This is a genomic window from Tundrisphaera macrotermitis (assembly GCF_051175315.1).
Taxonomy (GTDB): Bacteria; Planctomycetota; Planctomycetia; order Isosphaerales; family Isosphaeraceae; genus Tundrisphaera.
Genome location: NZ_CP195100.1, coordinates 3,014,255 through 3,038,475, shown reverse-complemented (window position 1 = coordinate 3,038,475; position 24,221 = coordinate 3,014,255). Strand labels below are relative to the sequence as shown.

General features: G+C 70.5%; 22 protein-coding genes. 9 read left to right on the top strand and 13 right to left on the bottom strand.

Features of this window, described 5'->3' with window-relative positions; all coding sequences use genetic code 11:
* Window positions 1-56 precede the first annotated feature (56 nt).
* The gene (locus TA3x_RS12185; protein WP_435021556.1) at window positions 57-1,148 is read right to left on the bottom strand and encodes a hypothetical protein; all 1,092 of its coding nucleotides are present in this window, start codon (window positions 1,146-1,148) and stop codon (window positions 57-59) included.
* Window positions 1,149-1,388: 240 nt separating this feature from the next.
* On the opposite strand from TA3x_RS12185, the gene TA3x_RS12180 reads away from it, so the two are divergent.
* Both TA3x_RS12180 and TA3x_RS12175 read left to right on the top strand, forming a co-directional pair.
* Window positions 1,389-1,637: a hypothetical protein gene (locus TA3x_RS12180; RefSeq protein WP_435021554.1), complete on the top strand. Its 249-nt coding sequence runs from the start codon at window positions 1,389-1,391 to the stop codon at window positions 1,635-1,637.
* 83 nt (window positions 1,638-1,720) lie between these two features.
* On the top strand, window positions 1,721-2,146 hold the full coding sequence (locus tag TA3x_RS12175; protein ID WP_435021552.1) for a dual specificity protein phosphatase family protein: 426 nt from the start codon (window positions 1,721-1,723) through the stop codon (window positions 2,144-2,146).
* Window positions 2,147-2,360: 214 nt separating this feature from the next.
* Here TA3x_RS12175 and TA3x_RS12170 read toward each other — a convergent pair whose 3' ends face one another.
* Window positions 2,361-2,939: a PEP-CTERM sorting domain-containing protein gene (locus TA3x_RS12170; protein ID WP_435021550.1), complete on the bottom strand. Its 579-nt coding sequence runs from the start codon at window positions 2,937-2,939 to the stop codon at window positions 2,361-2,363.
* Between the two features lie 661 nt (window positions 2,940-3,600).
* On the opposite strand from TA3x_RS12170, the gene TA3x_RS12165 reads away from it, so the two are divergent.
* The 3 genes from TA3x_RS12165 (at window position 3,601) to TA3x_RS12155 (ending at window position 5,092) form a co-directional block, all read left to right on the top strand.
* The gene (locus TA3x_RS12165) at window positions 3,601-3,819 is read left to right on the top strand and encodes a hypothetical protein (protein ID WP_435021548.1); all 219 of its coding nucleotides are present in this window, start codon (window positions 3,601-3,603) and stop codon (window positions 3,817-3,819) included.
* Between the two features lie 7 nt (window positions 3,820-3,826).
* Entirely contained in the window at window positions 3,827-4,402 is a 576-nt protein-coding gene (locus tag TA3x_RS12160; protein ID WP_435021546.1) for a hypothetical protein, read from the top strand.
* A gap of 222 nt (window positions 4,403-4,624) precedes the next feature.
* On the top strand, window positions 4,625-5,092 hold the full coding sequence (locus tag TA3x_RS12155) for a hypothetical protein (protein ID WP_435021544.1): 468 nt from the start codon (window positions 4,625-4,627) through the stop codon (window positions 5,090-5,092).
* Between the two features lie 112 nt (window positions 5,093-5,204).
* On the opposite strand, the gene TA3x_RS12150 is transcribed toward TA3x_RS12155, so the two are convergent.
* Both TA3x_RS12150 and TA3x_RS12145 read right to left on the bottom strand, forming a co-directional pair.
* Window positions 5,205-6,470 (bottom strand): DUF1501 domain-containing protein, encoded by a 1,266-nt coding sequence (locus TA3x_RS12150; protein WP_435021542.1) that lies wholly within the window; start codon window positions 6,468-6,470, stop codon window positions 5,205-5,207.
* 7 nt (window positions 6,471-6,477) lie between these two features.
* Window positions 6,478-8,073 (bottom strand): DUF1549 domain-containing protein, encoded by a 1,596-nt coding sequence (locus tag TA3x_RS12145; protein ID WP_435021540.1) that lies wholly within the window; start codon window positions 8,071-8,073, stop codon window positions 6,478-6,480.
* Window positions 8,074-8,397: 324 nt separating this feature from the next.
* On the opposite strand from TA3x_RS12145, the gene TA3x_RS12140 reads away from it, so the two are divergent.
* Window positions 8,398-9,561: a hypothetical protein gene (locus TA3x_RS12140; protein WP_435021538.1), complete on the top strand. Its 1,164-nt coding sequence runs from the start codon at window positions 8,398-8,400 to the stop codon at window positions 9,559-9,561.
* A gap of 7 nt (window positions 9,562-9,568) precedes the next feature.
* Here the strand turns inward: TA3x_RS12140 and TA3x_RS12135 are convergent, their stop codons facing one another.
* From TA3x_RS12135 to TA3x_RS12105, 7 genes are all read right to left on the bottom strand, one after another.
* Window positions 9,569-10,564, bottom strand: a complete 996-nt coding sequence (locus TA3x_RS12135; RefSeq protein ID WP_435021536.1) for an aldo/keto reductase — start codon at window positions 10,562-10,564, stop codon at window positions 9,569-9,571.
* An 80-nt stretch (window positions 10,565-10,644) separates the two neighbouring features.
* Window positions 10,645-11,118 (bottom strand): VOC family protein, encoded by a 474-nt coding sequence (locus TA3x_RS12130; RefSeq protein ID WP_435021534.1) that lies wholly within the window; start codon window positions 11,116-11,118, stop codon window positions 10,645-10,647.
* Between the two features lie 181 nt (window positions 11,119-11,299).
* A complete protein-coding gene (locus TA3x_RS12125; RefSeq protein ID WP_435021532.1) occupies window positions 11,300-12,664 on the bottom strand; it encodes a Gfo/Idh/MocA family oxidoreductase in 1,365 nt (454 codons plus the stop codon).
* A 126-nt stretch (window positions 12,665-12,790) separates the two neighbouring features.
* Entirely contained in the window at window positions 12,791-13,060 is a 270-nt protein-coding gene (locus tag TA3x_RS12120) for a hypothetical protein (RefSeq protein WP_435021530.1), read from the bottom strand.
* Window positions 13,061-13,331: 271 nt separating this feature from the next.
* A complete protein-coding gene (locus TA3x_RS12115; RefSeq protein WP_435021528.1) occupies window positions 13,332-13,706 on the bottom strand; it encodes an RNA recognition motif domain-containing protein in 375 nt (124 codons plus the stop codon).
* 232 nt (window positions 13,707-13,938) lie between these two features.
* On the bottom strand, window positions 13,939-16,119 hold the full coding sequence (locus TA3x_RS12110; protein ID WP_435021526.1) for a beta-galactosidase trimerization domain-containing protein: 2,181 nt from the start codon (window positions 16,117-16,119) through the stop codon (window positions 13,939-13,941).
* Window positions 16,116-17,009: an LssY C-terminal domain-containing protein gene (locus tag TA3x_RS12105; protein ID WP_435021524.1), complete on the bottom strand. Its 894-nt coding sequence runs from the start codon at window positions 17,007-17,009 to the stop codon at window positions 16,116-16,118. The genes TA3x_RS12110 and TA3x_RS12105 overlap by 4 nt, the downstream gene beginning before the upstream one ends.
* A 277-nt stretch (window positions 17,010-17,286) precedes the next feature.
* Here TA3x_RS12105 and TA3x_RS12100 point away from each other — a divergent pair, with 277 nt between their 5' ends.
* Both TA3x_RS12100 and TA3x_RS12095 read left to right on the top strand, forming a co-directional pair.
* On the top strand, window positions 17,287-18,117 hold the full coding sequence (locus tag TA3x_RS12100) for a LolA family protein (protein WP_435021522.1): 831 nt from the start codon (window positions 17,287-17,289) through the stop codon (window positions 18,115-18,117).
* Window positions 18,118-18,225: 108 nt separating this feature from the next.
* On the top strand, window positions 18,226-19,692 hold the full coding sequence (locus tag TA3x_RS12095; RefSeq protein ID WP_435021520.1) for a DUF1501 domain-containing protein: 1,467 nt from the start codon (window positions 18,226-18,228) through the stop codon (window positions 19,690-19,692).
* Window positions 19,693-19,696: 4 nt separating this feature from the next.
* Here TA3x_RS12095 and TA3x_RS12090 read toward each other — a convergent pair whose 3' ends face one another.
* Together TA3x_RS12090 and TA3x_RS12085 are read right to left on the bottom strand one after the other, a co-directional pair.
* A complete protein-coding gene (locus TA3x_RS12090) occupies window positions 19,697-21,583 on the bottom strand; it encodes a prolyl oligopeptidase family serine peptidase (protein WP_435021518.1) in 1,887 nt (628 codons plus the stop codon).
* Between the two features lie 370 nt (window positions 21,584-21,953).
* Window positions 21,954-23,225: a hypothetical protein gene (locus tag TA3x_RS12085; RefSeq protein WP_435021516.1), complete on the bottom strand. Its 1,272-nt coding sequence runs from the start codon at window positions 23,223-23,225 to the stop codon at window positions 21,954-21,956.
* 216 nt (window positions 23,226-23,441) lie between these two features.
* Between TA3x_RS12085 and TA3x_RS12080 the strand changes: the two genes are divergently transcribed.
* Complete coding sequence (locus TA3x_RS12080; protein WP_435021514.1) at window positions 23,442-24,203, top strand: protein-L-isoaspartate(D-aspartate) O-methyltransferase; 762 nt, start codon at window positions 23,442-23,444, stop codon at window positions 24,201-24,203.
* The last annotated feature ends 18 nt before the right edge of the window (window positions 24,204-24,221 follow it).

Genomic DNA, 24,221 nt, shown 5'->3' with positions numbered 1-24,221 from the left:
TCGGCGGGCCCTGCATCGAATTGCCAAGGAACGGGGGGGCGTCCAGGCGGGCGGAATCAGGCGAATCCCCGGATGGTGGACGCGTCCGGTCTGCCGATGGCCGGGCCGCCCACCCTGGGCGTTGGCTTCGTTCGGGAGGGCGGCGGGGTCGGGGCCGCGATGACGGGGGGAGCCGGGGCCGGCCGGGCCGCGGCCGCCGCCGGCTTCGAGACTCGGGGAGAAGGGGCGGCCGGCGCGGCCGGCGCGGCCGGTTCGGGCGGGGCCTCGACCTCGGTCTGCCGTTCGTGGGCCCGGTACTCGCGCAGGGCGCGGAACAGGCCGCGCTCGGCCGCCGCCTGGTACTTCCGGGCGAGCTGGCCCTCCGGGGAGGGGTCGAACAGGGCGCGGTCGGCCGCCTCGGCCCGGTCGGTGGCTTCGTTCTGGGCGTCGATCGACGCTCGCACCGCCCGGAGTTCCGCCACCTCGGCGTCGATCAGGGCGCCCAGTTGCTCGCGGGCCCAGGCCATGCGTCGATCCCGCCGGAGGCCGGCCCCCTGCCCTTCCCCCAGCATCGAGAAGTCGCCCCGCAACGCCTGGCTCAGGGCTTCGAGAGGGCTGGGCGGGTGCATCCCCGGGTGGCGGCCCATCAGGTAATCGACCCTTTTCGCGTGCCAATCGCCCCAGGCGAACCGTCGGGGCCGGTCCAGGTGGCCCCGGATTTCCTGCCACGACTCGATCAGGCCGTCGATCCCCTCGGGCGTCTGCAACAGGGTCCGGACCGTCCCGTCGGGGTCGTTCTCCAGGTTGGCGGCGATCGCGTTGACCTCGGCGCGGCGGGCGACGTCGCGGTCCTTCTCCGCGTCGCGGACGCGCCGGGCCCGGGCCGCCGCCTCCTGCTGCTCGCAGCGGTCGATCCGGGCGGAGAAGATGGCGAACTGCCGCAAGAGGACCCGCCCCATGGCGCCCCTGGGCTTCATCTCCTCCACGAGTTCGGCGGAGAGGGCGTCGACCTTGGCCACGTCGTCGGGCGGCAGGACCACCCCGGCGCCGCTCAGGCCGTGCTTCAGCGAGTTCCTCCGGGACGTGGCCTTCCCCTGATCGCTCTTCGGCCCGGTCGACAATTTCGCGTTGGCACGATTCGCGGCGAGGCGCGCGGGGCTGCAAGCCATGATGAAGGGTCCCACGTCATGAAGTCGATCACGGATGGACGCGCGTCGCGTCCCTCCCCTTAACTTCAGGATTTCGCGGGCCGCTTAGCATAGTATTTGCTCGATCGGGCCCGATTTCGCATCATGAGGCCCACACGCCTGATCCCTTCACATCCGACCGACCGACGTGATGATGCATGCCCGTCGATTCGATGGTCAATTGCTGGGTCTTGACCCAGCCTCCAGCACCTGGAGTCAGCCGTGAGAATCCTTTGCGGTGCCGGGCTGATGGTTCTCGGCGGATGGATCGTCCTCTGCATCTTCGCCTTTGCCAGCATGGTCGATCCTTCGCTGGATGGCCGGGAATGGTGGTCCGAAGTCCTCGACCACATGGACTCTGGCGGAGGCTGGCCCCCGATGATGCTGGGTATCATCATGATCGGGGGCGGCATGCTGATGGTCGGCACGAGTGTGGTCGGATTGTTCAGGGACAGGCCGGAGACGCCATAGGATTCCGTTCGAACTCATCACCGAGCCGAGCGCCGGGTCTCGACCCAGCCTACCAGACTCACCTTACTGGCCCAGGATCCTGGATGAATTGGATCACCGGAGAGATCGCGATCGGCAGCGTCCATGAGGCCAGTGATCCCGAACTGCTGCGCCGCAACGGGATCCGATCCATCCTCGGGTTGGTCGATGCGCTTGCGAAGACGTCCCCGATGGATCTCGGCGTGTCTGCCATCGAGGTCGTCCCCCTGATCGACGGCGAGGGTAACGACTTCATGCAGTTCTGCTGGGCCGTGACCAAATTATCAAGGTTGGTCGACCAATCCGGGCCAGTCCTGGTCCACTGCCAGGCGGGATGGAGCCGGTCTCCGGCGGTCGTGGCCGCATACCTGGTCCGGCATCGGCGACTCACGGCGGAACAGGCGTTGGCCGAGATCAGGTCCAAACGCGTGTGCAGCATGGTGCGTGAGATGCAGCAACTCGTCGATAGATTCTGGCGTGAGTGTGATTGATGTCACTCCGGAAGTCGAACGGTCGCGATGAGCCGGTGTGTGATGCAGCCCTGTAAGCTGGGCCGAGACCCCGCTTCGAGCTCATCACCGAGTCGGTTGCTGGGTCCAGACCCAGCCTGCGGGACCAAGGCCGATTCTCGATAAAAACGAACACGCCCCGGCCACTCCGAAGGGAGCGGCCGGGGCGATGGGTTTCAAGCGTCGGGCAGGCCGATCAGGCGATCGAGCGGCGACGGCGGGCGACGATGCCGAGGCCGGCCAGGCCGAGGCCGACCATGGCGAGCGAGGCGGGCTCGGGGACGGCGGTGGGGATCGCCACGGGCCCGACCTGATTGTTGGTGCCCAGGGCGATGTTGTCGGTGCTCCCGTACTGGCCGATCCGGGTGCCGAAGGTGTAGTTGCCGGCCACGGAGAAGGACACGGTGAAGGTCGTGTCGGTGGTGAGCGTGCTGCCGGTGTAGGTGTAGGTGATGTTGTTGAGGGCGGGGTTGTCGGTCGGCCCGACCAGCGGCGGGGTCACGCCGGTGGTGGTGGTCGAGAAGGTGAGAGTGGCCGGGGTGGTGACGGCGGTGAGGGCCGTCGGGGCGATGTCGTAGATGGTGAGGAAGTTGCCGGAGCCGAGGGTCTCGGTGGCTCCGTTGCTGGTGAAGTTGAGGGAGTAGGAGATCGTGGTGGAGTTGGTGCCGCTGGAGAAGACGGCGCTCTGGAAAACGGGGACGAAACCGGCGTTGGCGGGGGCCGCCACGAGGGCGAGGGCGGTGCAGGCGAGGGCGAGTTTGGCGATCCGAAGCATTGGGGGGCATCCTTGAGGTGGGATCGGGCGCCGAGCGGAACGAAATGCGAATATGGTTTATTGTGAGGCAATCTGCAATATTATGATGCGACAAATCAACAATGGGTTCCGTTGTATTTTTTCAACTGCCCGGCCGGATCGCCGCTCAGGTCGGGGGGCGGATGCACTGTGGGGCCATCGTGCCGCACCGAGACGCGAAACGTCCGCCCCCCCATCGCCCGGGTGAGGCGGGCACCATCGTCGTGCGGCGCGGCCGCGTTCATTCGGCGGAGAGAATTCGATGAGGTTCAGGGCAAGCATCGGCCATCTGATGATCGTGGTCGCGTTGATCGCCATCGGCCTCGCCGGCCTCATCGAGTGGCGGCGAGCCTCCGGGCCTCCCATCTCGACCGGAACCCGGCTCGTCCGGGCCATCATGGCCGAGCGTTCTTCGCGCAGGGATCACGGGGCGACGAGGCCGGACCTGATGCCCCTCGCGCTCTTCTCGCTGACGGGGTTCGCCGCCTGGAGATCGATCCGGGCGATCGCTTCGGGGACGTCCAGACCGGCCTGATGGCAACGGATGATATCGTGACGGCGGTTGATGGCCGGGCGACTGGAGTTGGCGGTCCTTTGATGGGATTGCCGGAAAATCGGTTCCGGGGCGACGGGGGCTGAGTCGATGGATGGCCTGCTGACGAAGAGCCAGATGGCGTTGCGCGGCCGGGATCTCCGCGACCTCTCCGTCGAGCAGATCCGCGACTGGATCGATGCCTGCACCACGATGGAGCGTTCGGTCAAGTTCAACAAGGCGCGGCGGTCCTGGAGGCAGGGCCGCAGCGAAGCGTTCCAGGAATTGATCCGGCGCGGGGTGGAGCCCCCTATCGTCGAGCCGGAGTGATGGAGGCTTGGGCCAGGCCCGGCGGACGCAACCGAAGTCGAGTTCAACGGGACGATTCCCTGAGGTGCAGACCATGAAGCTCAATACCCAGACGCCGGTTCACCGTCATGGCTGGAAACGCGCGGCACTCGAATGGGCCTGCCTGGGGTTCATGGCCATCGCCCTCGTGCTGGCGGCCGGATGGGTGCATACGGCCTCCGAAGAAGCCGACTCGTTCGGATTCAGGAACCTCGCCTCATGGGGTCCGCACGACGTTGACCTGATCGTCGGCCGTGGCCAACTGGCGATTTGCCACCGCTTCGACGACGAAGGCATGGGCCAGGCGCTCCAGGTCAACCCCCGGACTCCCGGCGTACCGATCCGATGGAACGGTCGGATGGAGGTCCCCGGACTCCGGATCCATTGCGAGCAATTCGCCAAGGCCGGGGCTCCGCTCGTCTGGGATCTCAGGATCTCGCTGCTCATCCTCGCGGCGACGGCCGTGCTTGCGGCGGCGATTTGCCGACGGTCCCTGTTGCTGCTCCGATGCAAGCTCAACCCACCTTCCCACCCGGCCCCGCCGGCACCCCTGCGTGCGGTCTGATCGATCGGAGCCCCGCCCGAGCCGCAACGCTTGAAGCTTCGACGACGGCTCGCGTCGTCCCCAGCACGAACCAGGATCGGTGTCATGCCTGGCCCGCTCATCGCCCATCACGATGAAGTCCTGTAGGCCAGGTCGAGACCCTGCTTCGAGCTCATCACCGAGTCGATCGCTGGGTTTCGACCCAGCCTGCCAGACTCAAGGATCATCGGACGGAGGCTCGGTGTGGACGGCGATGAACTTTTCCGGCGGATGCGAGATGAGGTGATCGGACGCCCGATCTCCTTCGTTCGCCTGGTTTGCGACATCCTCCTGCTGTACGTCGATTGCGATCCGGGCGACGGCCGAGGGCTGACATTCTGGCTCAATCCTCCCTGGGAGGTCTCCTCGCCGGAGGGCGTCGTGGCCGATTCGAGCCAGGCCAGGTCCGAGGATGAGGAAGGGCCGACGGAGGAGCAACTCGGTCGCGTCTCGACGCCGATCCGTGGCGAGTTGTTAGGTCGACCGATCACCGAGCTCCAAGTCGACCGGCGCACTCGCTCGATGACGATGAACGTGGCGGGCGGGCACGTCGTCCGGGTCCTCGCCTCCGATCCCGAAGACGATCACCTCTGGCATCTCCGGGAGAATGCCACGGGGTTGACGCTTTACGCCTCGACCAGAGGCTGGATCATCCGGGACGCAGAAGAATAACCCTACGCCGCCCCGATAGAACCCAATAAGTCATCATCATTGCATAGGTTCAGGAATTATTCCCCTGGCCAGCTGACACTGCATTTATCGCGGTCCGGCACGACCTTCCGGTTCAGGTCAGCAAATCGGGGATCGGCCGGCCGGCGCTGAGCTTGATCGGGCGGCTGGTGGCGGGGGCGATGTTCTCGCGGGAGGGGTCGAGGCCGAGGGCGGAGAGGATCGTGGCGTGGACGTCCTCGACCGAGGTGGGGCGGGCGGGGGCCTTGATCCCCTCGGGGTCGGTCTCGCCGAGGGCGAAGCCGCCGCGGAAGCCGCCTCCGGCCAGGGCCAGGCTGAAGCCGCCGGGCCAGTGGTCGCGGCCCCCGGCGAGGTTGACGCGGGGGGTGCGGCCGAACTCGCCGCCGCAGAGGACGACCGTGCGGCCCAGGAGGTCGCGCCGCTTGAGGTCGGCCAAAAGGGCGGCATAGGCCGGGTCGAGCTGGGCGAGTAGGTTGCGGTGGATCTGGTGGTTGTTGACGTGCGAATCCCAGCCGTCGAGGGTGACCTCCACGCAGCGGACCCCGGCCTCGATCAGCCGGCGGGCGGCCAGGCAGCCCCGGCCGAACGGGGTGTCGCCGTACTCGGCGCGGACGGAGGCGGGCTCGGAGGCCACATCGAAGGCGCGGAGCTGGTCGGACGACATCATCCGCCGGGCGCGGGCCAGGGCGTCGCGGTGGCCGGTGGCGTCGACCCGGGCCGATCGGCCCCGGGCGAACGACCGCTCGACCACGTCGAGGTCGCGGACCCGCGCCGCATCGCGGTCGGCCGGGGCCCACGAGGCCACGTCGCGGAGCCGGTCGCGGGGGTCGCCGACCTGGAAGGCGTCGTGCTCGGCCCCGAGGAACCCGCCCCGGGCGGGCCACTGCCCGGCCAGAATCGAGATGTGGCGTGGGATGTCGACCGGCCCCGGGGGAAGCTCGTGGCAGCAGATCGCGCCGATGGACGGGTGCTCGACGGTGGTGTCGGGGCGATAGCCGGTCTTCAGGAGGTACGTCCCGCGCTCGTGGTCCCCCTCCTTGCTCACCATCGACCGGATCAGGGCCACGTCCCCCATCCGCTCGGCCAGGCGCTCCAGGCCCGGGGCCAGCCGGATGCCCGAGGCCGCCGTGCGGATCGCGCCGGTGCCGGCGGCGATCCGGGTGTCGGGGTGGGGGTCGAAGGTTTCGAGCTGGCTGGGGCCGCCGCCGAGCCAGAGCAGGATCAAGGACCGCGCCGGGGCCCGGGTCGCCTCGGCCTCGCGGGCCAGGAGCTGGCCGATCGGCGTGAGCCAGGCCGCCCCCACCCCGCCCAAAGCGAGCAGGTGGCGGCGGCCGATCGACGGGGTCGAGGGGATGGGCATGGTTGGCTCAGTGGTTCCAGGAGAATTCGGTCGAGTTCACCAGGGTCCAGCAGAGGTCGGTGAGCCGGCGCTTCCGCTCGTCGCCCGAGGTTCCCGCCAGGCGGGCCGCGAAGTGGGCGGCCTCGTCGGGGTCGGGGCGGCGGGTGAGGACGGTGAGGTAGGCGACCTCGACCGCCGTGCGGTCGTCGGGGGCGAGCGCCGCGATCCGGCCCGGGGCGCGGAACGGGTCGCCCTGGATCGCCTCGTTGGCGAGCTTCCCGTTCATCAGGAGGAGGCGTTGGGGGATCGTACCGACGCGGTCGTTGAACTCGTCCTCGCCGGTGTCGCCGTGCATCTTGACGAAGTCGTTGCGTTCGAGCTGGCCGATCAGCCGGAAGACCCACGACGTCCGTGGCCCCAGGGTCGAGAGCTTGCCCGCCTGGTCGAGCGCCCCGGCCACCTGCTCGGGGCGGAGCCGGGTGAGCGGGAACGCGGCCCACGCCGATTCTTCGGCCTCGGTGGGGCCGTCGGAATCGGCGCCGGCCGCGCCGTCCAGCCGGAACGCCTCGGTCGCGACGATCGCGCGGATCAGGCGATGGAGCCGGAAGCCGTGGCCGGAGAAGTCGTCGGCCAGGAGCGTGAGGGCCGGCGGCAGGGCGCCGTCGGGCGGCAGGTCGTCGATCGGCTCGACCAGGGGCCGGCCGAACAGGAGGGCCCAGGCCCGGTTGGCGGTGGCCCGGGGCAGCGCCGGGTTGTCGGGGTGGGTGACCCAGGCGGCCAGCCGCTGTCGGCCCTTGCCGGTGTCGGGGCAGAGTTCGGGATGCGACGGGACGCGGGGGGCGACCTGGGTCGGCTCCAGGGTCTTGCGGTCGGCGGGCCGGTAGAGCATCGGGCCATCTCCGATGCCCCGGAGGTCGGACCGGGCCTCGCCGAAGAACGCCGCCAGGCCCCGGAAGTCGGCCTGTTTCCAGGGTTGGAACGGGTGGTCGTGGCACTGGGCGCAGTCGATCCGCGTCCCGAGGAAGGCCCGCGAGACGCGGGCGGCCAGCCGTTCGGGGTCGGGGAGCTTGGCCTCCTGGTCGTAGGTAACCGACACGAAATTGGTGGCCGGGTGGTCGGTCCAGAGGCCGCGATCGGCGATCATCGCCCGGACCGTGGCGTCATACGGACGATCTTCGAGGATCGCGTCGGCCAGCCAGGCGACGAACCGGCGGCGGCGGAACACCAGGAACGGGCCCCCCTCGGTCCCCACGAACGCCCGCGCGAACCGCTCGGCCAGGTAGTCGGCCGTCCGGCGGTCGTGGAGGAGGTCGTCCAGGTACGCATCCACCCGCGCGGCCGCGGGCCGGGCCTCGAAGCGGCGGATCTCCTCCAGCGAGGGGATCGAGCCGGTCAGCGCCAGGGCGAGCCGGCGCATCACGACGAGGTCCGGCGCCGGTTGCGTCGGCGTGACGCCGGCCTCGGCCCAGCCCCGTCGGATCGCCGCATCGACGGCCGACGCGATCCCGGGCCGATCCGGGGCGGGCCCGGGGCGGACGGCGGGCGGCAGGCCGACCAGCTCGACGCCCACGGCGACCAGCCCGGCGAGGGCCATCCCGATCAGGAATCCGTCGCGCACGCCCATGAGCATCCTCCTCGACCTTGCCGTCCGGCCGTCGTTCGACGATACCAGGAAGGGGACGATCCGGTTTCGACGAAACCGGGACGGGCCCTCGCGAGGTAACCCGATCGGCTGGACACGCCGGGTCCAGGAGTCCCCTCCGGGTGGCTGTGGTTGGCTTGCCAACCACGGCGCCGAGGAGTCGGGGTTGGTTCGATGACCCTTCCGGTCAGCGGTGCCGGGATCGGCCTGTCGGGCGGACGGCCTTGCATCGCCTGCTCGCCGGCGCCGTGGTTGGCAAGCCAACCACAGCCACCCGGAAAAACGTCGGTGAGGGCCGTGTCGATCATGTCCGATCTCCTCCTGCTCGACGCTCCCCCCGATCCGATGGCCGCCGGGCGACGCCGGTCGCTGCTGGGCGGGATCCGCGCCGTCGCGCGACTCGTCGGGTCGGCGTCGGAATGGATCTTCGGCCTGACGGCATTGCTGCTGGGGTTGTCGATCCTGGCGGCGCTGCCGGTGGCCCAGTTCCTCAGCCTGGGTTATTTGCTGGAGGCGTCCGGGCGGGTGGCGCGGTCGGGACGGCTCCGGGACGGGCTGATCGGGGTCCGGAAGGCGGCGAGGGTCGGCGGGGTGATCGCCGGGGCCTGGCTGGCGACCCGGCCGGCGTGGATGGTGCGGTCTTATGCCCGGTCGGCCGAGTTGATCGACCCGGGCGGGCCCGTCGCCCGGTCGTGGCGGGCGGCCGCGCTGGTGCTGGCGGTGCTCACCGTGATGCACATCGCGGCGGCCTGCCTGCGGGGGGGACGGTTCCGGCTGTTCCTCTGGCCCCTGGGGCATCCGTCCTGGCTGGTCCGGCGGCTGAGGCGGGGCGGGCTCTACGTCGAGGCCCGCGACGGGCTGTGGGCATTCCGGGAGTCGTTGCGGCTGCCGTATTACTTCCGGCTCGGGCTGGTGGGCTTCTTCGGGACGCTGGCGTGGATCGTCCCGCCGGTGCTGCTGATCGCGGCGGGGTCGCGGTTCCCGCTGCTGGGGCTGCTGGGGGCGCTCGCGCTGGCGGTGGTCGTCCCGTTCCTGCCGTTCCTCCAGGTCCGGTACGCGATCGAGGGGCGGGCGGCGGCGTTGTTCGCCCCCCGGGCGGTGCGCGACCAGTTCCGCCGCGCCCCGTGGGCGTTCGCGTTCTCGCTGATGGTCCTGCTGCTGGCGGCGATCCCGCTGTATGTGCTCAAGATCGAGATGATCCCCCGCGAGGCGGCCTGGCTGCCCAGCCTGGTGTTCATCGCCTTCCTCGCCCCGGCGCGGCTGCTGACCGGGTGGGCCTACGCCCGATCTCTGCGGAGGGACCGGCCCCGGCACTGGTTCTTCCGGATCCTGGGGCGGGCGGCGATCGTCCCGGCGGCGGCGTTCTACGTGCTCGTCGTGTTCATCTCGCAATACATCGGCTGGGACGGCGTGGGCGGGCTCTACGAGCAGCACGCCTTCCTGCTGCCGGTCCCGTTCCTGGCGATGTGAGTTCCGGTCAGTTCCAGGGGAGCCGTGACCGTGTCGACCAGTAGGCGTCCGGAGTTTCCGCCAGGAAGGCGAGCCGGTCGGCCGCCTCGCCGTCGAACCGGACGCCGGTCGCCGCGAGGTTGGATCGGAGTTGGTCCGCCGTGCTGGCCCCGCTCAGGACCACGTCGGCCCAGGGTTGGGCGAGGACGGCGGCCAGCGCCAGCGCGTCCGGGGTGGTGCCCAGGCGGGCGGCGGCCTCGTCGATCCGGGTTCGCTGGGCGGCGAAGGCCGGGTCATCGTTCCGCGCGGTCAGCCGGCCGTTGGCGAGCCCTTCCTTGACGATCACCCCGAGCCCCGCGTCGTGGGCCTCGGACAGCGCCGGGCCGGCCGAGGTTTCGAGGAGGTTCCAGGTGGCCTGGACGGCGTCGAACAGGGGTTGGCCATCCACGCGGACGGCGATCGCCTTGCGGATCGCGTCCGCCTGGCGCGGGCCGGAGACCGACAGGCCGATGGCCAGGCCCTCGGACCGGATCCGGGCCAGCGCGTCGAGGACGGCGGGGTCGTCGAGCACGCCGCTTTCCAGCGTGGCGGAGTGGATCTGGTAGAGGTCGAGATGGCTGCCGAGCAAGGCTCGGCTCTCGGCCAGTTGCGTCGTCAGGTGGGCGAGCGAGTGGTCCTTGACCTCGTGCTTCTCGGCCTCGACCTGCCAGCCGGCCGTGTAGCGGTAGCCCCACTTGGAGCCGACGGCCACGGACTCGGGCCGGATGCCCCGGCTCGCGAGCCAGCCGGCCAGGAACGCTTCGGCGCGGCCGTAGGACCGGGCGGCGTCGAAGTAGCGGACCCCGGCCGCCCAGGCCGCGTCCAGGACGGCCTGCGCCCGGCGTTCCATCGCGGCCACGTCGCGGCCGTCGTCCAAGTCGCCGGCATGGCCGAGATTGATGTAGCCGGGCCGCCCCAGCGCCGCCAGGCCCAGGCCGATGCGCGTCACGTTCAGGCCCGTCCGGCCCAGGATCGTCGATTCCATGCTCGCCTCTCCCGCGTGTTTCGGGAGAGTCTAACCGGAGATCCCGGGCCGGCCCAGGGCCGCGCGTCCGTCGGAGGGCGTCAGTCGCAGCCGGCGCCGGCCATGGCGGCCATCCGCTCGGCCATCTGCTCGTGGGTCAGGTCTTCCAGGTGTTCGGCGATCGACCAGTGGTGGCCGAACGGGTCGACGAGCTTGCCGTAGCGATCGCCCCAGAACATGTTTTCCACGGGCATGGTCACGGTCGCGCCGGCCTCGACGGCCTGGGCGAAGACGGCATCGACGTCCTCGACGTAGAGGTGGATGACCACCGCCGAGCCGTTCTTGGGGCCCACGGCGCCATAGTCGGGGAACTCGTCGGCCAGGAAGACCTGCGAATCGCCGATCCGGATCGCGGCGTGGCCGATCATCATCGAGCCGTCGGCCCGGGGCATCGGCATCCGGCCCAGCTCCACCGCGCCGAAGGCCTTCTTGTAGAACTCGATGGCGTCGGCGGCCCCGTCGATGATCAGGTGCGGGGTGATGGAATGGTGGCCGGCCGGAATCGGGTGACCCATGATCTCGCCTCCCTACGAAGACCCGCCCGGGCCACCCCGTTCCCATGAACAGGAATGATTCCGAGCGTCTTGTCGAGAGTCTTTATCGGCCAAGCCGCCACGTTTGTACAGTGGAAATCCGGCGAAAAGTCGCGGGAGCGAAGGGCGGGGTTCGCGGCCCGCCCCTCGCGCCCGGCCCGGATCAGAGGTTCCAGCCCTCGCGGAACGCGGGCCGGATGAAGCGGTTGGCGTCGGTGCCGCTGCCGGCCTGGCCGGTGGCGGGGTCGTAGTCGAACGCCTTGCCCATCCGGACGGCGACGTTGCCCAGCAGCATGGCCTCGGTCAGCAGCCCGGCGTAACCGAAGTTCGACCAGGCGATCGACGGGTCGTTGGCGCGGATGGCCTTGACCCACTCGGCCTTGTGGTCGGCGTCGATGTTGGGCTTGGGGGCGTCCTTGGGCTTCTCGGCCGGCTTGGGGACGGCCTCGGCGTCGACGCCCAGGACGACCTGCTCCTGGCCGTAGTCGCTGGGGGAGTAGATCGCCCCCTTGTCGCCGATCAGGATCGATCCGCTGTCGGAGAGCTTCTTGCCCCGGAACAGCTCGGCGGGCGGGAGGTTGCGCCGGCCGTCCCGGGCCCCCTCGTACCAGGTGAGCTTCACGGGCGGGAGGTCGCCCCGGCCCGGGAAGTCATAGGTGATGGTCGCCCAGGCGGGGTAGGTCTCCGGGTTGATCTCGCCGCTCTCGGCGGAGACGTGGGTCGGCAGGCCGAGCTTCAGGGCCATGAAGGCGAGGTTGGCCGTGTGGCACGCCATGTCGCCCATCGCCCCGGTGCCGAAATCCCACCAGCCGCGCCAGGCGAAGGGGTGGTAGCCGGGCGCGTAGGGACGCTCCGGCGCCGGGCCGAGGAACAGGTCCCAGGCCACGTGGGCCGGGGCGGGCCCGGGATTCTGGGGCCGGGCCACGACGTCGGGCGCCTGCTTCCAGTAGCTGAACGGGCGGTTGGTCCAGGAATGGACCTCGCGGATCGGCCCGACCACGCCCGAGCGGATCAGCTCGATCCCGGAGCGGAAGCCGGGGTGCGCGGTCCCCTGGTTGCCCATCTGGGTGGCGACCTTCTTCTCGGCCGCGACCTCGCGCATCAGGCGGGCTTCATACGGGGAGTGGGCCAGGGGCTTCTGGCAGTACACCGGCTTGCCCATCCGCATGGCCATCAGGGCGGCCGGGGCATGGGTGTGGTCGGGCGAGCTGACGACCACCGCGTCGATCTGGTCGCCCATTTCTTCCAGCATCTTGCGGAAGTCGGCGTACTTCTTGGCCTTGGGGAGCTTCTCCCCCTTGGCGTCCAGGCGGTTGGCGTCGATGTCGCAGAGGCCCACGACATCGCCGAGGGCGGCGACGTGGTCGGTATCGCTCGACCCCTTGCCGCCGACGCCGATGCAGGCGAACCGGAGGCGGTCGTTGGGGGAACCCACCTGGCCCCGGAGGATGCCCGGGGCGACGCCGAAACCGACCCCCGCGACCGAGGCGGCCTGGAGGAATCGACGACGATCGAGGCGACGGCTCATGCGAAGCTCCTCGGATCAAGCGACGGAGTGTGATGGCGTACGGTGGCGCCATTGAACCCGTGCGGTCCCCCGAGGGCCAGGGAGTGCCGGAGGAAGCTCGCCTTTTTTACGAACCCGCCCCGAAGCTCAGCCGCGTCGGCGCCGGGCGGGCGCGGCCGGGGCAGGCTCGATGATCGCGACGGCCGAGGGCTCCGCGACCAGGATCTCCGGCCCGGCGGCCGGTTCGGACTCGGCGGCCACGTCCGCCGGAACGGCCTTGGGGCGGTTCAGCTCGGACTGGCGGACGGCACACTGCGGGTGGATGCCGGAGCGGGAGTAGACCGCCTCGCGGCAGACCGGGCAGCGGGCCCGGGTCGAGCCCGGCGGGGGCGGGGTGTGATCGGTGCGCATGGCCATCGGCGCCACCTTCCGAGCGTGGGGGTGCGAATCGGGATGGGCGGGATCGGAGCGGGCCCGGGCGCCGGCGAGAGGGCCGGTCCGACTCGCGGAGCGATTCGGAAAGCCTGGGGGACGCATGGCCGGCGATCGGACGCGGGATCACCCCGTCCGATCTCCCCGGCGAACGGACCAGGCCCGACCCGGCCCGATCGGGGCAGGCGGGCCGGTCTGGCATCGCGGCATCGTGTCGGGGGCGAACGCATCGCCCCGCGACCGAGGCCGTTCGGGATCAATAACGGCCGCCGCCGCCGTAGCCGCCGCCACCACCGTAGCCGCCGCCACCGCCACCGCCGTAGCCACCGCCACCGCCACCGCTGCGGCCGCCGCCATAACCGCCGCCGCCGCCCGAGCGCGGCTCGCGGGGCTTGGCCTCGTTGACCGTCAGGTTGCGGCCTTCATGATCCTGGCCGTTGAGCCCCTGGATGGCAGCCTGCGCCTCGGCGTCGCTGCCCATCTCCACGAAGCCGAATCCCTTGGACCGGTTCGTGTCGCGGTCGATGATGATTTGCGCGCTCTGGACGGTGCCGAACTGCGAGAACAATGCCTCCAGGTCGGACTCGTTGACGTTGTAGGTCAGGTTGCCGACGTACAGCTTCTTGGCCAAGATCAAGCTCCGGAACTCGAAACGCCGACCCGCTGATGACTTTCCGGGTCGAGGAGAAAGGGGGGCTCAAGGCGAGCCCGGTGGGCGGGAAAGGCGAGGGGGGAGCAGGGACCGGATCGCGATGAGCCAGCGGTGCTTCTCGATCGTCAGACCAACCGACTCGAATCTACCACAACCCAAATCCATTCAAAAGTAAAAAAGTCAAGAAATCCACCCCGCCCGGCCCGCCGCCTCACGGCCCGGGCGCGGCGACGCTGAACAGGACGGCGGAGGTGCCGTCGAAGGGGAAGGTGAATCGGGATCCGTCGCCCAGGCGTCGGCCGGTGCGTTCGTCGATCGCGTCGCGGGCCGGCCAGCGCAGCTCGACGGCCAGGTCGGCGGCCGAGGGGGCCAGGCCGATCGCCCCGCCGCCACCGGCCTGGGTCACCGAGGTCGGGAGGTTCCGCACCAGGAAGACGAATAGCCGGCCGCCCTTCTCCCAGTAGGTCGCCTCGATGTTCCGGGGGCGTCGGCCGTCCGCGGCGGTGACGGCCACGCGCGGGGGCCGGCCGTCCGTCAATATGTGGCGGAGGAAGGCCGCGCGATGGTCGTCGGTGTCCGTCCTCTCGGCCCGGTGCTGGAGGTAGCGCCAGGGCGACAGGTTCAGGTAGACCGCCTGGCCCTGGCCGACCGGGCGGGCGACCTGGGTGGGTTGGCCGGGCCGGGCCACGGCGAATCCCCCCTCCTGCCGGCAGGCGACGGTGTCCAGCAAGGCGCGCGGGGTCTTCGCCGAGTAGCCCGCGTCTTGGTTGGCCTCGACCCAGAGCTTGCCGCCGAAGAAGTCGGTTTTGGTGAGCGCCCCGTCGTGGGCCACGCCGAACAGGTCGTCGAGCGCCCCGCGATCGCGCCCCTTGCCGTGCTGGTCGAACAGGCCGGGGGCGAAGTCGGCGACCACCGTCCCCCCGGCGCGGCAGAACTCGGCGATCCGCCCGGCCTCGGCGTCCGACAGGGCGTAGCAGGCCGGCAGGATCAGGGTCCGGTACTCCTTCGGCACGCCGTGGCGGATCACCTCGTCGTAGGCGAGGAAATTGGCCTGGACCCCGGAATCGGCCAGAAGGTACTCCCAGGCCTTGCGGACGTTGTGCGAGGTGCCCAGTCGGTGGTCGTCGTTGCGGTTGGTCCAGGTCTTGCCGTGGGGCTCGGCGTCGAGGCACCAGCCGACCTGGATCGACGGGTGCGAATAATAGATGGCCACGCCGTCGTGGACCCGCTTCGCCCCGGCGAGCTTGGGCCCCTGCACCGCCCCGATCTCGCGGAGCGTGGGCCCGAAGGCTTCCAGCCAGGGCCGGGGGCGGTCGCCGTCGAACCACGACTCGTCGACCCAGCCGATGATCCCGCGATTGCCGTGGGCGAAGTAATACCAGGCGTGCCAGATGTCGTTGGCGACGCCGAGCTTGTCGTTGTGGAAGTGCGAGGTCACCAGGGGCCGGTCGCCGGAGGGATCGAACGACCGGAGGATGGCCTGGGCCGATCCGAGGTCGTAGGCCTCGGTGAACTGGGACTTCTTCGACAGCTTGGCGTAGTCGTAGCCGCCCCAGAGGTTGGGCGCCTGACCGCCCACGAAGCCGCACGGCGTCTCCGGGTCGAGCCGGTTGGCGTGCTCCACTAGCCCGCCCAGCAGGTTGGCCCAGGCCGAGTCGTTGTAGGTCATGCGGTCGAGGAGCGGGGAGAAGTCGATCCGGGCCAGCGGCCGATCGAGCTGCCCGAGCGCGAAGTCGGGGGTCACGAACGCGGCGCGGGGGGCGTTCCCGGCCCCGTAGTAGGTTTCCAGCCAGGCCTGGTAGGCGGCGTCGTCGTCGTTGATCCGCCAGGGGATCGGGGTGACGAACATCCCCCAGGAGATCTCGTCGTCGAGGGCGTAGGCGACCCGGTTCGGGCTCTTCGAGGCCCCGGCGATGCTCCGGCCGATGGCGGCCTCCAGCCGCTCGCGCATCGCCCCGTCCAGGGGTCGCGGGCCGTCCTTGCCCTGGCGGATCGCCCGGGGGTCGCGCTGGATCGCCTGGAGGCGGGGCCGGTCCGGGAAGGCCGGGAGCCAGAGGTCCCCCTTGCCGGCCGTGTGGTCGTTGTAGAACCGGAGGTTCCAGCGGTCGAGCCAGTCCAGGGGCCCTTCCCCGCGATCGGCGAACCCGCCGTTGATCCCAACCTCGCGGCAGAACCGGCCGCCCGCCTCGTTGGTGCCGATGGTCCAGCGATACCGCCAGGGCATGTAGAGCCAGGTGTCCCAGCGGCCCGGCCCCTTCGGCGGCGGCACCGGGCGGAACTCCGGGGCCGTCTCGATGTAATGGCGGTAGGCATCGGCGGCCGGTTCGGCGGCCGGGGACGGACCCGGCAGGATCGCCGCGACGAACGCGATCAGGAGGGGGGCACGCATCATGGCCGGGGATCCTCGGTCGTAGCGGGGTCCGGGAGGGACTGGAGCAGCGGGCGGATCGCCGTCCAGAGCTGCTCCTTGATCCGGACGGGCTGGGGGTTGGGAAGCAGGTCGGGCGATTCGTCGCGGGACTCGGCCGGCGCCAGGACGCCGATGGTCAGCTCGCCGTCGGTGAAGTAGAGGTCCCCGCCGCCGTTGCGGCCCAGCAGGGTCGCGCCCACGCCGGTGACCTGGTAGATCTCCGACAGCCGGCCCGCGTCGCGGAGCCCGCCGATCAGGGCGTCGCGCTCGGCGTCGACGTCGGGCCCGATGTGGTGGGTGATCTGGCCGGTCCGGTGGCTGAGCCCGACGCTGCGGTCGAAGGTCACGGCGCCGCACCAGAGCGGCGCGCCGTCCCGGCCCAGGTCGTCCGACCTCCAGAACCGGACGTGATGGCGACGGCTGGCGCTCCGGCCGGCGGGCTTCTCGAAGGCGAGGTCCTGCTTGCGGCCGAACAGGAACAGGTCGCTGACCGGCGCGTCGGGGTACGGCTTGCGCCTCAGGACGCTGCCGGCGATCCGCAGGCTGGTGCCCAGGGTGATCGGGTCGGCCGGGTCCCAGCCGGCCGCGAGCATGGCGTGCACCACCGCCGATTCCGGGCCGATCAGCCCGACGTTGAGCGGGTCGCCGGGGATCCCCTGGGACGTGGTCGCCACCTTGGGGGCCTCTTCCAGGGCCGGGTTGTGCTCGTAGTGCTTCCAGATCGCGGGCAGGATCAGATAGGCCATCAGCACCCAGGCGATCACGGTCACGCCGAAGGCCTTCAGGCCCCGGTTGAGGACCGTCTTCCAGCGCGGTCGATGGGGCGGAACCAGGTCGCCGGGGGCGGCGTCGGGCGTCGGCGGTTGTGTCATGGGGTGGGCCTGGGTCCCGAGGCTCCGTCGCCCCCCGCTCGCCGTCGAGGGAGGGGGTTCGGGATCCGAGGATACAACACGGGCGTCCCCGCGTCTGCGACCTGGCGGGCCGGCCCTCCATGTGGGACGGGACGGCCCTTCCCATCGCTTGCGCAGGCCGGCTTCGTCTATGATGGCGGCTCGATGCCGGGCCAGCTCGGCCCGACGGATCGCCTTATTCGGGCCATTTCGGCCTCGGCGACCGCGTCGGCGATGGCGAACGGGAGTCTTGAAAGTCATGAGCTGGTGTCGAATCCTCCCCTCGGCGGCCGCCTGCCTGGTGTGCATCGGCTCGTCCTCCGCCACCCTGGTCCTCCTGTCGCAGGACGCGCCCGTCCCCCCGCCGGTGGCCGTCCCCGACCCGGTTTCGCCGAAAACCGATCCGGTCCCCTCGGAGCCCGCGAAGCCGGCCGGCCCGGCCGATGCGAAGGCCGAGGCGGCGTTTGCCCGGATGGTCCGGGCCTACGCGACGGCCCGTTCCTACGAGGATACGGGGGAGATCACGACGGTCTTCAACGGCCCGAACGTGAACTTCGCCAATCTCCTCAGGTTCTCCACGAAATATGAACGGCCGACCCGGTTTCGCTTCGAATTCTCGGACATCGGCCCCGATGGCCGGACCGAGAAGAGCCACTACGTCATCTGGAGCGCCGAGGCCCCCGAGCGGGCCAAATCGTGGTGGACCATCCAGCCCAAGGTCTCGGAGGTCTCGATGCGCCAGGCCCTCGGCACCGCGGCCGGAGTCTCCGGGAGGTCGTCGGTCAACCTGCCCAGCCTGCTGATGCCCGGCCCGAGGGTGGAGGTCCCGTTCGGCGGCATGCACGACCTGAAGCTCGGCGGCGAGGCGGAGATCGAAGGGGTGGCCTGCTGGTGGATCGACGGCAAGTCCAGGAGGGGCGATCCGTTGGCGATCTGGATCGACAAGGATTCGTCGCTGGTGCGGAAGATCGTCCATCAGTTCACGATCCCCGGCGCGACGAAGGTGGAGGCGACGACGATCTATCGCCCGAAGCTCGACGGCCCGATCCCCGCCGAGGCGTTCGAGTTCGTCCCCCCGGCCAATCCCTGAGCGGCGATAATCCGCTTGCGGTCATCGCCCGATCGACTAGACTGATTGTTCAACAAGACGGCCACGGCCAGGGTGATCCGTCGAAGTTGAACAGGGGGGCATGACGGCATGGCAAATGACCATCCGGCGGGTTGCGCGGGCCACGATCGGCCTCATGCGTTCTCCGGGCTCAAGGCACGCGAGGCCGAGGGCCTGGCGTTCGTCCATCGCCGGGGGATGCTCAAGGCGGGTCTCGCCGGCTTGGCGGGCCTGAGCCTGCCGCGCCTGCTCCAGGCGCGGGACGTCGCCGGGGCGGCCGGCCGGCCGATCGGGTCGCGCAAAAGCGTGATCCTGCTGTGGATGGCCGGCGGGCCCAGCCAGATCGACACCTGGGACCCGAAGCCGGATCGTCCCGAGGGGAACCGGGGGCCGTTCGCCGCGATCCAGACGAAGATCCCCGGCGTCCAGATCTGCGAGCACCTGCCCAAGCAGGCGGCCATGCTCGACAAGTTCACGATCCTCCGGGGGGTGGACTGCCGGCACAGCAACCACGAGCCCAACAAGGTGATGCAGACCGCCAACCTGCTGGCGGAGCCCCGCACCAACCCATCGGCGGAGATGTACCCGGCGATCGGCTCGATCATCGCCAAGATGCGCGGGGCCAACCACCCGGCGATGCCGCCCTACGTCGCGTTCCAGACCTCGCGCAGCCACATCGCCTACGGCGGCTACCTGGGCAAGGCGTACGACCCGTTTCTGGGCCGCGACGGCGCCTCGCTGCCGGTCTACACCGACGTGGGGGTCGACACCGGGCGGAAGTCCGGCGGCGGCTTCTTCCAGCTCCCCAGGGGGATCACGCCCGACCGGCTCCACGCCCGCCGGTCGTTGCTGGAGAGCGTCGATCAGGTCCGCGCCGATCTGGACCGGGTCCGCTCGGTCGAGGCGATGGGGGGCTACGGCCAGAAGGCCATCGACCTCCTCGTGGGGACCAAGGCCCGCGACGCCTTCGACATGAGCAAGGAAGACCCGAAGGTCCGCGAGCGCTACGGGAAGCACCTGTGGTGCCAGCAGGCCCTTCTGGCGCGGCGATTGGTGGAGGCGGGGGTCGCCTTCGTGACCCTCGACCTGAGCTACCACGGCGCGTCGGGCACCTGGGACAACCACGGCGACAACATCCCCCCCTATGGCGGGATCAAGAACGGGCTCCAGCCCCTCCTCCCCCTGTTCGACCACCTGATCACCACGCTGGTGGGCGACCTCGACGACCGGGGGTTGCTCGACGAGACCCTGGTGATCGCGATGGGGGAGTTCGGCCGGACGCCTCGGATCGGCACCCAGGGCAGCACCGACGGCCGCGACCACTGGCCCAACGTGATGTCCATGTGCCTGGCCGGCGGAGGGCTCCGCCACGGGCAGGTGATCGGCTCGTCGGATCGCGACGGCGGCTACATCGCCTCCCGGCCGGTCACCCCGGGCGACCTCGCCGCGACCATCTATCGCCACATGGGCGTGCCGGTGGACGCCGTCTACCTCGACCCCACCGACCGCCCGCACGCAATCGTCGAGCGCGGCGAACCGATCGCCGAGCTGTTCTGACGGATCAAGGCGCCGCCTTGAGCGCCTCCCGGAGGAATCCGACGATCCGGGCGTTGGATTCCTCGGTCGGGTCGTGCATCGGCCGATAGGTCATCGCGACCCGATCGCGGACGCCCAGCGTGTCGTTGACCGCAACAACGTGGTTCAGGGCCGTCCAGCGTCCGGGCCCGTCCTCGGCCCCGCCCGAGACCAGGAACGGCCGGGGTGCCATGAGCGCCTGGAACTCGTGGAGGTCCCGCCCCTCGGCGACCAGGCGCTTGTAGGCGCCGGTGCGGGGGTTGCTCTCGGAGATCGGGCCCTTCTTGCGGACCTGGCCCGGCTCCCAGCCGAGATACCAGGGGTCCCAGTAGTTGACGTTGGGGCGGGCCTCGTCGAAGGCCACGCCGGGATCGGACCAGACGCCGCAGGCGAAGCGGTCGTCCAGGCAGGCGGCGAACATCGCCCACTTGCCGCCGTAGGAGTGGCCCATCACGCCGATCCGGTCGCGGTCGGCGTCCGGGAAGCCCCGCATCGCGGTCAGGGCGTTGGACGCGACGTAGGCCAGGTAGGAGAGCGGCTGGATGGCGATGCCCGACTTGTTCGGGTCGATGACCCGAGGGTCGAAGCCGATCGACAGGGCGGCGATCCCGTCCTTCGCCAGTTGGCGGGCGAAGTCGCGCCGGGGCTTCCCGCCGATGCCGACGGCGGTCTCGGGCTCGTAGAAGACGACCAGCATGGCCGGGAACGGCCCCTGCCCCTCGGGGCGGAGCCAGTAGCCGTCGACGGTCCGGTCCGGGGCGACCTCGACGCGGAGCTTCTGTCGCGTGTACCCCTGCTCGGCGACCGTCTCCAGCCGCTCGACCTTGGGGGCCTCGATCAGGGGGGGCCAGGCCCCCATCGCGGCGTGCCACGCGGCGCGGATCTCCGACCGGCGCTCCGCCCAGTCGGAGGCGTCGCGGACCGGGCGGCCGTCCTCGAACTTGAGCGGGCTGCGATACGCGCCCAGGTCGCCGACCAGGGCCGGGGGCGGGCCGAACATCCCGGCGGCCTTCTTGTCGGCGGCGGGGGGCTTGAGGTGCTTGTCGAAGAATTCGAGCACCAGGGGCCGCAGGTCGCGCTGCTTGGGCTTGAGGTCGAAGCTGTGCGGGGCCCCCTCGACGATCACGAGCTGATGCTCCACGCCAACCTCGGCCAGCTTCGCGGCGAACCGCTGCGACTGGTTCAGGGGCGTGGTCTTGTCGGCCGTGCCGTGCAGGAGCAGCATCGGCGCATCGTCCCTGGTGACGTGGGTGGCCGGTGTGGCCCGCAGGTACATCGCGGGATCCTCGGCCTTGGTGGCGGGGAACATCGTGTGGTCGCGGTCCATGCTCGCGGCCATGTGGGCGTACATCGGGACGGCCGCCTGGACCCGGCTGGAGAGGCCGGCGTCCTCCTCGGGCTCCAGACCGACTTCCGGTCCGGCCACCGCCAGCATGGCCGTCAGGTGCCCGCCCGCCGACCCGCCGATGGCGCCGATGTGGTCGGCGTCGATGGCGTATTTGTCGGCGTTGCGGCGGAGCCAGCGGACGGCCCGTTTGCAGTCCTTGACGTTCTCGGGCCAGGTCGGGTGGCCTTTGCTCGCCAAGACGTAGTTGATGCTGATGCAGACGTAGCCGTGTTCGGCCAGGGTCGTGCCGATGTTGATCTCGCGCTTGGCCCCCTTGTCGCCGCCCGTCCAGCCCCCGCCGTGGATGATGACGATCCCCGGCCGCTTCTCGCCGGGCTTCGGGTCGGCCTTGGGCCGGTACAGGTCCATCTTCTCGGCCCGGTCGGGCCCGAGATAGGAGAGATCCTTCTCGATCACGACCTCGGCCCCGGCCGTCCCGGCCGCCACGATCCATGCCAGCAAACAAACTCGTCCGAACAGATTCATCTCGCTGCACTCCCGACCCGGCCCGGACCTGCGAAAACGCCCGCCAATCACGGGATCATCGCAGGGCCGGGCGGCGGGGGGTTAGCAGTTTTCCGAGAATCGGGGCCCGTCGGGTGTGCTTTTTCGATTTTGGCGTCCTGGCCTCCGAGTGGCTGTGGTTGGCTCGCCAACCACGGCGCCGACGAGCCCGCCCCGGCCATTGTCGGCCGGCGTCGATGATCCCTGGCCCGGTGCCGCGATGGCCATCACCCCGCGATCGCGTCACCGGCGCCGTGGTTGGCGAGCCAACAACAGCCACCCAGGACCGCCGAACCGAAGGCAGAAGTCAAAGGGCACACCCGGCACGTCCGACCCTGGCGCGCCCCTCGAGTCAGCGGAACTGGCCGCTGCCGGGGGGCGGGGGCGGCGGGACGTTGCCGACCGGATCCTCGAACGTCGGGGGATAGCCGATCATGCCGAGGGCGGCGTGGATCTGCTCGCTGGTGCCGCCGATCGCCCGGACCTGCTGGACGTAGGGGCCGTTCCGACCCCGGGCGATCCGGGCGGCCCGACGGGCCAGCCTCTGCCAGTCGGCGTCGACCTCGCGGAATTCGTAGGCGAGCTGGTTGGGCGGGGCCCCCTGGGCCGCGACCTGGCGGAAGTTCGCCGTCGACTGGAGCAGCCGCTGGGCGTCGGACAGGGCGGCCAGGCCCTCGGGCTCTCCCCGGGCGGTCTTGTTGAAGGTGGCGATGTAGGCGTTGATCTGCTCGGCCATCCGGTCGGCCAGGCCGACGATCGGCGACGGCCCGCCCCCGGCCGGCGCGGTGATCACGTAGGCGGCGGTGGGCTGGGGGGAGTTGAGCCCGAGGTTCTGGTGGATCAGGGCCTCCACCGAGGCGAACGCCTGCCAGGCCTGCTGGACGCGGGGCGGCACCCGGCCCGAGGTCGCGTACTTCTCGACGTGGTCGGCGATCTGGTCGACGGGGCCGAAGGCCTGCGCCGCGACCTCGATCGGCTGGTTGGCGTCGATCGCGTCGTGGAAGCGGTCGGCCGCCTGGGTGAGCTGGTCGGCGTCGCGGGCGAACGGTTCGCCGTTGGGGTCGCCGGCCATGTCGATCCGGATCGCCGTGGCCAGGCCCTGGGCCCGGCTGACCAGGGCATGGGCCAGCCTCTGGGTCTCGGCGACTCCGGTCGGCGGCGGGCCGTATCCGTTATAAGCCGGCGGCGGCGGGTTGCCCTGCACCGCCTGCCGGACCTGGACCAGCATCTCGTCCACCCGGACGATCGCCCGGTTCACGCCGTCGGTGCTGGCGCCGGGGCGGGTCAGCTGGGCCCGCAGGTGCTGCCAGGTCGTCTCGATCGCCGCGTGGGCCTGGGCCACCTGGTTCGGGTCGGGTCGGGATTGGAGGGTCTGGCCGAACTCGTCGACCGTGATCGCCAGCTCCTGGGTGTCCTCCAGCATGTGCTGGACGCCGGGGTTCTGGCCCAGCTCGGCCGCGATGTCCTCGCCGAGGTGGCGGACCCGATCCGCCAGGCCCCGGGTCAGCCCGCCGAGATCGGCCTGGTTCGCGTAGATCGGCCCCTGTGCCATCCCCACCCCGGGGGCGATCAGGGCCAGGCTCGCCCCGCAGAGCAAGCCCGAAAGCAACTGGTGCGGCTTCATGATGCAACTCCGGGACGGGTCGGGCCGGATGTGGCCGGATCAACGCTACATTTTTTGTGCAATGTTGATGCCACGGGCGTGACTCGGACACCGGACGACCGCCCGGATTTCCCGGCGAGACCGCCCCGAGTCCGGTCGACGGGTCCGGGGGTGTCTGCTATCCTGGCGCCCGTCGTGTGCCGGCCCGAACTCTGGTCCCCGAGGCGAGATCCCCCGATGAGAGACCGAGCGTCCTCGCGCGTCGCGACCCTGGCGACCCTGGTGATCGGGGCGGGCTCCCTGGCCCTGGCCGGGGACGACGGGAAGCCGGCCGCCGACCCCACCGCCGCGGCGCGGGCCAAGATGGTCCAGCAGCACCTCGTCGAGCGGGGTATCAAGGACCCGGCGGTCCTGAACGCCTTCCGCACCGTGCCCCGGCACAAGTTCCTCCCGCCCGCCACCCAGCGGATGGCCTACGACGACGAGTCGATCCCGATCGGCGAGGGGCAGACCATCACGCCCCCCTACGACGTCGCGTTCATGACCGAGGCCCTGGAGCCCAAGCCGACCGACGTGGTCTACGAGGTCGGCACCGGGTCGGGCTACCAGGCGTCGATCCTGTCGCGGTGCGTCAAGGACGTCTACTCGGTGGAGATCCACGAACCCCTGGGCAAAAGGGCCGCGGCGGTCATCAAGGACCTGGGCTACACCAACATCCACACCCGGGTCGGCGACGGCTACGCCGGCTGGCCCGAGGCGGCACCGTTCGACGCGATCATCGTCACCTGCGCCCCGACCAAGGTCCCTCCGCCGCTGGTCGAGCAGTTGAAGGAGGGGGGCCGGATGGTGATCCCGCTCGGCGACCGCTTCCTCCAGAAGGTCTACCTGATGGTCAAGAAGGACGGCAAGCTGGTGGAGACCCCGCTCAAGCCGACCCTGTTCGTCCCGATGACAGGCCGGGCCCAGCGCGAGGCCGGCGCCCCGGGGGCCAAGCCGTGATCCGCTGGATTCCAGGGC

Bases quoted from the DNA above. Each gene is read 5' to 3' on its own strand.
- TA3x_RS12090 (WP_435021518.1), bottom strand. From the start codon at position 21,583: ATGAATCTGTTCGGACGAGTTTGTTTGCTGGCATGGATCGTGGCGGCC.
- TA3x_RS12165 (WP_435021548.1), top strand. From the start codon at position 3,601: ATGGATGGCCTGCTGACGAAGAGCCAGATGGCGTTGCGCGGCCGGGAT.
- TA3x_RS12170 (WP_435021550.1), bottom strand. From the start codon at position 2,939: ATGCTTCGGATCGCCAAACTCGCCCTCGCCTGCACCGCCCTCGCCCTC.
- TA3x_RS12185 (WP_435021556.1), bottom strand. From the start codon at position 1,148: ATGGCTTGCAGCCCCGCGCGCCTCGCCGCGAATCGTGCCAACGCGAAA.
- TA3x_RS12135 (WP_435021536.1), bottom strand. From the start codon at position 10,564: ATGGAATCGACGATCCTGGGCCGGACGGGCCTGAACGTGACGCGCATC.
- TA3x_RS12140 (WP_435021538.1), top strand. From the start codon at position 8,398: ATGTCCGATCTCCTCCTGCTCGACGCTCCCCCCGATCCGATGGCCGCC.
- TA3x_RS12130 (WP_435021534.1), bottom strand. From the start codon at position 11,118: ATGGGTCACCCGATTCCGGCCGGCCACCATTCCATCACCCCGCACCTG.
- TA3x_RS12120 (WP_435021530.1), bottom strand. From the start codon at position 13,060: ATGGCCATGCGCACCGATCACACCCCGCCCCCGCCGGGCTCGACCCGG.
- TA3x_RS12080 (WP_435021514.1), top strand. From the start codon at position 23,442: ATGAGAGACCGAGCGTCCTCGCGCGTCGCGACCCTGGCGACCCTGGTG.
- TA3x_RS12150 (WP_435021542.1), bottom strand. From the start codon at position 6,470: ATGCCCATCCCCTCGACCCCGTCGATCGGCCGCCGCCACCTGCTCGCT.
- TA3x_RS12175 (WP_435021552.1), top strand. From the start codon at position 1,721: ATGAATTGGATCACCGGAGAGATCGCGATCGGCAGCGTCCATGAGGCC.
- TA3x_RS12085 (WP_435021516.1), bottom strand. From the start codon at position 23,225: ATGAAGCCGCACCAGTTGCTTTCGGGCTTGCTCTGCGGGGCGAGCCTG.
- TA3x_RS12105 (WP_435021524.1), bottom strand. From the start codon at position 17,009: ATGACACAACCGCCGACGCCCGACGCCGCCCCCGGCGACCTGGTTCCG.
- TA3x_RS12110 (WP_435021526.1), bottom strand. From the start codon at position 16,119: ATGATGCGTGCCCCCCTCCTGATCGCGTTCGTCGCGGCGATCCTGCCG.
- TA3x_RS12145 (WP_435021540.1), bottom strand. From the start codon at position 8,073: ATGGGCGTGCGCGACGGATTCCTGATCGGGATGGCCCTCGCCGGGCTG.
- TA3x_RS12095 (WP_435021520.1), top strand. From the start codon at position 18,226: ATGGCAAATGACCATCCGGCGGGTTGCGCGGGCCACGATCGGCCTCAT.
- TA3x_RS12100 (WP_435021522.1), top strand. From the start codon at position 17,287: ATGAGCTGGTGTCGAATCCTCCCCTCGGCGGCCGCCTGCCTGGTGTGC.
- TA3x_RS12125 (WP_435021532.1), bottom strand. From the start codon at position 12,664: ATGAGCCGTCGCCTCGATCGTCGTCGATTCCTCCAGGCCGCCTCGGTC.